Genomic DNA, 5,363 nt, shown 5'->3' on the forward strand with positions numbered 1-5,363 from the left:
CACCTGGAGCCCGTTCGCGCTGATCGCCGAGATTCGCCAGTTCTTCGATAAAACCCTGCTGCTGGCCGGCTGCCTCAACCACGGGCACGAGATCCTTGCCGCCCAGTTGCTCGGCGCAGACCTCGCGTATCTCGGCACACGCTTTATCGGCACCACCGAAAGCCACGCGCCGGATGCGTATAAAGAGATGCTGCTCACATCGCGCGCCGTCGACATCGTGCACACTGCTGCGGTCTCTGGCGTGCCCGCCAGCTTTATGCGCCAGAGCCTGGAAAACGCCGGATTCGACCTCGCCGCCCTGCAAGACAAAGGCGAAGTCAATTTCGGCTCCAAGCTCAAACCGTTGAGCGACGAGGCCAAGGCCTGGAAAACGGTATGGTCCGCCGGCCAGGGCGTCGGCGAGATCGATGATTTACCCAGCGTCGATGAACTCGTTGCCCGCCTGGATGCCGAATACCGCGAAGCCCGTGAGAAGGCGACACAATTGCGCTGGCCGCGCTGATACACTTGCCGGCCCCGCCGCTGTGACGCGGGCCTGCCCCCTCCCCCTGTAACGTGACAAGGATGCCCGCATGAGCGACAACCGTTTCAAGATTGTGTTTGATGGAGCCTTGCTCCCGGGTGTCGAAAGCACCACCGCTAAACTGAATCTCGCCGAATTGTTCAAAAGCGACGTTGAGGCCATCGAGAAGCTCTTTACCGGCCGCACCGTTGCCCTCAAACGCGACCTGTCGCGCCCCGATGCCGACAGCTACCTCACCGCGCTGAAGAACGCCGGGGTCGACGCACGTATCGAAGCCGAACAGCCCGTGGCCTTCAGCCTCGACGAAACCCACGAGACAGAGTCCTCCGCCCGCCCTGCCGCCTCCCCGTATGCACCACCGCGCGCGGCAGTGGGCGACGACTTGCCGGAGTATGCCGAGCTCAAGGTTTTCACGATCCATGGCCGCATCGGGCGCCTGCGTTACCTGGCCTGGACGCTGGTACTCACCGTCGCGATGCTCGTCGCCTCGGGCATCCTCGCCACTGCTGGCTTCGCCGTGGCGACCGCTTCGCCGACGGCGGGCATCATTCTGGGTTCGCTGCTGGGCTTTGCGCTGTTCGTGGCGATTGTTTGGGTCAGCGTGCAAATCGGCGTGCAACGTCTGCACGACCTGGGCTGGTCGGGCTGGCTGTATCTGCTGAACCTGGTGCCACTGGTGAACAGCATTTTCCCGCTGCTGCTGCTGGTCTTGCCGGGCAACACAGGCGCCAACCAGTACGGCGCACCGCCACCGCGCAACTCCACGGCGGTGAAAGTCCTGGCCTCCCTGTGGCTGGCGTTTATTCCGTTGATGCTCATCATCGTGATGGCTTTGGGGATGAACGGCTACCTGGACCAACTCGAAAGCAACGTCGACAGCAGCTACGAAAGCAGCTCCATCACCTCGGATGACGACGTCGATCAAAGCGTGATCGTCGATGAAGAAGACGTGCAAAGTGCTGACGACGCGGCCGAACCTGTAGACTCTCCAGAACAGTGAAGAAACGCCCGCCGCCTGTGATGCCTCTGTCACAGGCCCGGCGGCGTTGCGATGGAGAAAGGCATGACCCGTTACGCTCTGATCACCGGTGCCTCCAGCGGCATCGGCCTGGCCTTGGCCGAAGCGCTGGCCCGGCGTGGCCGCAGCTTGATTCTGGTGGCCCGCCAGCGTGATCAGTTGGAAAGCATTGCAATCGAATTGACGCAACGCTTCGGCGTCGAGGTGCTGTTCCGTGCCTGCGACCTGGGCGAACCGCTGCGCTTGTCCGGGTTCCTGCTGGAACTTGAGGAAGGCGAGCGACAGATCGACTTGCTGATCAACTGCGCAGGCATGGGCACCAGCGGGCCGTTCCTGGCCCAGGACTGGATGACCGAGCAGGACCTGATCGAAGTCAACATCCTCGCACTGACCCGTATGTGTCACGCCCTCGGCAATGCCATGGCCCTGCATGGCGGTGGGCAGATCCTGAATGTCGCCTCGATCGCCGCATTCCAACCCGGCCCATGGATGAGCAGTTACTACGCCAGCAAGGCCTATGTACTGCACTTCTCCGAAGGCTTGCGCGAAGAATTGAAAACCTGTGGCATCAAGGTCTCGGTATTGTGCCCCGGCCCGACGCGCACGGCGTTCTTCGGCACGGCACAAATGGACACCGCCAAGCTCGAGCGCAGCGCGCACTTGATGAGCCCGGAAGAAGTGGCGCTCTACACCGTGCGCGCACTGGAAAAGAACAAAGCCATCATCATCCCCGGCCGCCGCAATCGCTGGCTCGCCTTCAGCCCGCGCTTGAGCCCACGCTGGCTGACACGCAAGATCGCCGGCGCGATCAATAAGGCCTATTGCCCGCGCTGACGGCCTGAGTACACTCACCCTGCACATTCACAATGGAGAAACAGCTGTGGATACTCTGTTCACCAAGATCATCAACAGAGAAATACCCGCGAAGATCATCTATGAAGATGACCAGGTCCTGGCCTTCCACGATATCGCCCCGCAAGCGCCGGTACATTTTCTGGTCATCCCGAAAAAACCGATCCGCACCCTGAACGACCTGACCGAGGACGACAAAACCTTGGCTGGGCATATCCTGTTCACCGCCCAGCGCCTGGCGCTGGAACTGGGCTGCGAGAAGGGCTTCCGTGTGGTGATGAACTGCAATGAAGAAGGTGGACAGACCGTTTACCACATCCATATGCATGTGCTGGGTCAGCGCCAGATGAACTGGCCGCCGGGCTGATACGCCTGACACACGGGTCGCCGGCCCCGGCATGCGACCCCATGCCCTTGACTCAGCGCAAACGCTTCGCCCTCTCTTGCGGTAAACTGGCCGCCGAGATTATTCCCGGAGGTCAGCATGACTACCCAACGTCACTACTCGCCGATTGACCGTCTGTTGCTGCAAGCCGACACGGCCATGCGCACGCTGTTGCCATTCAGCGGCCAGCCGTATCGTCCGTCGCCCGCCATCGTGCAGCCCGATGCGCAGATGAGCGAGACCGACACCCGCCACGTCGCTGGCCTGATGCGCATCAACCATACCGGTGAAGTCTGTGCCCAGGCGCTGTATCAGGGCCAGGCGCTGACCGCCAAGCTGCCGCAAGTGCGCGCGGCAATGGAGCATGCAGCCGAGGAAGAAATCGACCACCTGGCCTGGTGCGAGCAACGTATCCGCCAATTGGGCAGCCATCCCAGCGTGCTGAACCCGCTGTTCTATGGCCTGTCGTTCGGGATTGGCGCCGCGGCCGGCTTGATCAGCGACAAAGTCAGCCTGGGTTTTGTCGCCGCTACGGAACAACAAGTGTGCAAGCACCTGGATGAGCACCTGGAACAGTTACCGGCCGGAGACGAAAAGTCCCGGGCGATTCTTGAGCAGATGCGCGTCGACGAAGAACACCACGCAGAAAGCGCACTGGATGCCGGTGGTTTCCGCTTCCCGGCACCAGTGAGGTTTGGCATGAGCCTGATGGCCAAGGTCATGACCAAAAGCACCTACCGCATCTAAGCCGCAAAAAAGGGCGCTATCGAAGCGCCCTGTCTTTTATTGCCGGCGAATCCCTGTATCAGTCCAACTCAATGATTTCGTAATCATGGGTAATCGCGACACCCGCCGCGCCAAGCATGATCGACGCCGAGCAATACTTCTCGGCCGACAGTTCGATGGCGCGCTTGACCTGGGCTTCTTTCAGCGCCCGGCCCTTGACCACGAAATGCATGTGGATCTTGGTGAACACCTTGGGATCTTCAGTCGCACGCTCGGCTTCGAGGAAGGCTTCGCAGCTTTCCACGGCCTGACGGGATTTTTTCAGGATGCTGACCACGTCGAAATTGCTGCAACCGCCTACACCAAGCAGGAGCATTTCCATCGGGCGTACGCCCAGGTTGCGGCCACCGGCTTCCGGCGGACCGTCCATGACCACAACATGGCCACTGCCCGACTCACCGAGGAACATGGCTTCGCCCGCCCATTGGATGCGTGCCTTCATCGCCCAGACTCCACTGCTAAAAAAGGGTCGCCAGCTTAGCACAGGGCCCGCGGCCGGCAGCTTTTCCGCGCAACGTCATCAATCGTCAGGGTGCCCCGGTAAATTGGTTAATAGAGTCACAATGTGTCTGGTAAGCTGGCGCCAAATGAATGGCGCATTGCCATCTTTTGTACAACGTGTATCAATGTAGATACAGCTAGATAAAAACAAGTCCAACCACCCTGTGCAGTCTTTTTCGGGATACAACCATGGTTGCTTTTACTCCCATACCCAAGATCAAGAATCTCGACAGACTGCTGACGCATTGCCAGAGTCGTCGGTACCCGGCCAAGCACAACATCATCTGCGCAGGCGAACGCTCTGAAACACTGTTCTTCATTATCAAAGGCTCGGTCACCATCCTGATCGAGGATGAAGACGGCCGCGAGATGATCATTGCCTACCTCAATACCGGCGACTTCTTCGGGGAGCTGGGGCTATTTGAACAAGCCGGCAAAGAGCAGGAGCGCAGCGCTTGGGTGCGGACCAAAATCGAGAGCGAAGTGGCGGAGATCAGTTACGCGAAGTTTCGTGAACTGACTCAGCACGATCCCGACATTCTCTACGCACTGAGCGGCCAGATTGCCCAGCGCTTGCGGGACACCACACGCAAAGTCGGCGACCTGGCATTCTTTGATGTCACCGGCCGCGTGGCCCGTTGCCTGCTGGAGCTGTGCAAACAGCCCGATGCCATGACTCACCCGGATGGCATGCAGATCAAAGTCACGCGCCAGGAAATCGGGCGCATTGTCGGTTGCTCACGGGAGATGGTCGGCCGCGTGCTCAAGGATCTGGAAGAGCGCAACCTGGTAAACGTCAAAGGCAAGACGATGGTGGTGTTCGGCACCCGTTAAACCGGCAGGAAGCCGGCCAGCATCTGCCGGTACAAAGTATCCAGCCGGCTGATCGCATCCGGCGCGGGGAAGGCTTCGTGCAGGGCGATATGGCTGTCGGCGCGAACGCGCTGTTCCAGGCCGCAGGCTTGATTGAAACGATTGACCGCCGCGATCAGTTCTTCGCGGTCGTTGTCCAGCAACAAGGCTCCGTGTACCAACCCCACCGGACGGCCACCACTTTGGCGCCAGCGCTGGGCGGTGCCGACCATTTTGCGACCATTGAGGTTGACGTTGTAGCGACCGTCGCAGAACGCGCCGTCGATTTCGCCGACGGAGGCATCGCCGCCCAATTCGAGCAGCAGGTCGCAGATCGGCTGGCACAAACGCAGGTAGCCGGTTTCGATGCGCGCCTGATCGCCTTCGCTGCGCGGCGGTGCGTAGACCAGGGCGATATTCACCGTGGCGCTCGACCGCGGCACCGG

8 protein-coding genes are annotated in these 5,363 nt (G+C 60.5%); 6 read left to right on the forward strand and 2 right to left on the reverse strand.

Features of this window, described 5'->3' with window-relative positions; genetic code table 11:
- The 5 genes from L9Z73_RS24445 to coq7 form a co-directional block, all read left to right on the forward strand.
- On the forward strand, positions 1-502 hold a 502-nt coding region (locus tag L9Z73_RS24445), incomplete at its 5' end, for an NAD(P)H-dependent flavin oxidoreductase (protein WP_247406548.1).
- A 70-nt stretch (positions 503-572) separates the two neighbouring features.
- Positions 573-1,523: a DUF805 domain-containing protein gene (locus L9Z73_RS24450; protein WP_247406551.1), complete on the forward strand. Its 951-nt coding sequence runs from the start codon at positions 573-575 to the stop codon at positions 1,521-1,523.
- Positions 1,524-1,586: 63 nt separating this feature from the next.
- Entirely contained in the window at positions 1,587-2,375 is a 789-nt protein-coding gene (locus tag L9Z73_RS24455) for an SDR family NAD(P)-dependent oxidoreductase (protein WP_247406554.1), read from the forward strand.
- Positions 2,376-2,421: 46 nt separating this feature from the next.
- Positions 2,422-2,760 (forward strand): histidine triad nucleotide-binding protein, encoded by a 339-nt coding sequence (locus tag L9Z73_RS24460; protein WP_010568016.1) that lies wholly within the window; start codon positions 2,422-2,424, stop codon positions 2,758-2,760.
- Between the two features lie 117 nt (positions 2,761-2,877).
- On the forward strand, positions 2,878-3,525 hold the full coding sequence (gene coq7, locus L9Z73_RS24465; protein ID WP_247406556.1) for a 2-polyprenyl-3-methyl-6-methoxy-1,4-benzoquinone monooxygenase: 648 nt from the start codon (positions 2,878-2,880) through the stop codon (positions 3,523-3,525).
- Positions 3,526-3,583: 58 nt separating this feature from the next.
- Here coq7 and L9Z73_RS24470 read toward each other — a convergent pair whose 3' ends face one another.
- Positions 3,584-4,006, reverse strand: a complete 423-nt coding sequence (locus tag L9Z73_RS24470) for an OsmC family protein (protein WP_247406559.1) — start codon at positions 4,004-4,006, stop codon at positions 3,584-3,586.
- 248 nt (positions 4,007-4,254) lie between these two features.
- Here L9Z73_RS24470 and crp point away from each other — a divergent pair, with 248 nt between their 5' ends.
- A complete protein-coding gene (gene crp / locus L9Z73_RS24475) occupies positions 4,255-4,899 on the forward strand; it encodes a cAMP-activated global transcriptional regulator CRP (RefSeq protein WP_247406562.1) in 645 nt (214 codons plus the stop codon).
- Here the strand turns inward: crp and L9Z73_RS24480 are convergent.
- Positions 4,896-5,363 (reverse strand): lipoyl protein ligase domain-containing protein (locus tag L9Z73_RS24480; RefSeq protein ID WP_247406564.1); only part of this gene is annotated, 468 nt, incomplete at its 5' end. The two genes, crp and L9Z73_RS24480, sit on opposite strands and share 4 nt — an antisense overlap.

Origin of the sequence: Pseudomonas emilianonis, from assembly GCF_023072625.1 — a bacterium.
Lineage (GTDB): Bacteria > Pseudomonadota > Gammaproteobacteria > Pseudomonadales > Pseudomonadaceae > Aquipseudomonas > Aquipseudomonas paraveronii.

What these genes read in the sequence shown, in the direction of transcription:
- L9Z73_RS24455 (WP_247406554.1), top strand. Translation starts at nt 1,587, where the DNA reads ATGACCCGTTACGCTCTGATCACCGGTGCCTCCAGCGGCATCGGCCTG.
- crp (WP_247406562.1), top strand. Translation starts at nt 4,255, where the DNA reads ATGGTTGCTTTTACTCCCATACCCAAGATCAAGAATCTCGACAGACTG.
- L9Z73_RS24450 (WP_247406551.1), top strand. Translation starts at nt 573, where the DNA reads ATGAGCGACAACCGTTTCAAGATTGTGTTTGATGGAGCCTTGCTCCCG.
- L9Z73_RS24470 (WP_247406559.1), bottom strand. Translation starts at nt 4,006, where the DNA reads ATGAAGGCACGCATCCAATGGGCGGGCGAAGCCATGTTCCTCGGTGAG.
- coq7 (WP_247406556.1), top strand. Translation starts at nt 2,878, where the DNA reads ATGACTACCCAACGTCACTACTCGCCGATTGACCGTCTGTTGCTGCAA.